This is a genomic window from Nonomuraea sp. NPDC049784 (assembly GCF_040659615.1).
Taxonomy (GTDB): Bacteria; Actinomycetota; Actinomycetes; order Streptosporangiales; family Streptosporangiaceae; genus Nonomuraea.
Map to the genome: position 1 here is coordinate 1 of NZ_JBFAMX010001323.1, position 1,037 is coordinate 1,037.

The window sequence follows — 1,037 nt, forward strand, 5'->3', positions numbered from 1 at the left end:
TGGGCGCTCGGCGGCGACGAACGGCGTGCGTGGCTTGCCGTGGCCTTCCACGATAGTGGTGGCCACCGACACAGACCAGCTTTCTGCAGGCGGGGTGCGGTTCAGTTGAGGCTGTGAGCGATAGATGGCCTCTGGGAGCGCTAGTTGGCCAGTCTGAGAGCGCTGGCGCCGCCTCCTTCGGCGCATCATGGGTGTGCCCGCACGGTTCACGTCGCGGCCTTGTTCTTGCGGAAACGATAGTTGGCAACCTTGACACGGTTACCGCATTCCTCCATGCCGCACCATTGGCGGTTGCCGCCCCGGGAGCGGTCGATGAAGATGCGCGTGCATTCCTCCAGAGCACACTCCCGGATGCGCAGCTCGCCGAGCTCGTTGAGCAGCTCGGCCGCCGAGCGGGCCACGCTCGAGGCAACCGCCCCCGCGTCTCCGGAACGCACGAGGCCCGCCGGCGTTAGCCTCATCCGCGGCGGTGCCCCGGCGGCCTCCTCGTTGACAACGTGCAGGTCGTCGTCGGGCCAGGGGCGCCCGTCCATGGCCGTTGTCACCAGCCGGTAGACGGCCTCCCGTAGCGCGCGCATCCTCCGCATGTCCGTTGCGTCGACGATCGGCTCCTCGCTCGTCACCCCTGCCTCGACGGCCCATCGGCCGAGATCGGCGGGGGTGACCAGGAGCTCCTCCGGTTCAGTGCGTCGCCACTTGAGTGTGCCCATGAAGTCGAGGGCGAGGTTGCCGCTGACGAAGATGAAGCTCACGACACCATCTTGACAGGTTACATATCGCTGCCGCAATCTTGCGTACACCTACTAAGCCGGTTACCGCACCTATCACGCAGGAGCCCCATGTGATCAGCGATGACGACTACCTCTACTACGTCGACCGCGCCCTGGACGGGATGACCGGCATCGTCGCCGGTCTCGGCGACCGGCTGGCCAACACCAGACCGCCGCTCCCCGGCGCCAACTCGCCGTACGCGCTGCTCACCCACTGCCTGGGAGTGGTGTCGTACTGGGCGGGGCAGCTCGTGGCCGGACGCGAGG

Annotated in this window: 2 protein-coding genes; one reads left to right on the forward strand and one right to left on the reverse strand. The window is 67.1% G+C overall.

Annotated features, from left to right (window positions below):
* Positions 1 to 206: 206 nt before the first annotated feature.
* Positions 207 to 752, reverse strand: a complete 546-nt coding sequence (locus AB0J09_RS65750; protein WP_360714757.1) for a CGNR zinc finger domain-containing protein — start codon at positions 750 to 752, stop codon at positions 207 to 209.
* 89 nt (positions 753 to 841) lie between these two features.
* Here AB0J09_RS65750 and AB0J09_RS65755 point away from each other — a divergent pair.
* The coding region (locus AB0J09_RS65755) for a hypothetical protein (protein ID WP_360714759.1) at positions 842 to 1,037 on the forward strand (196 nt) is incomplete at its 3' end.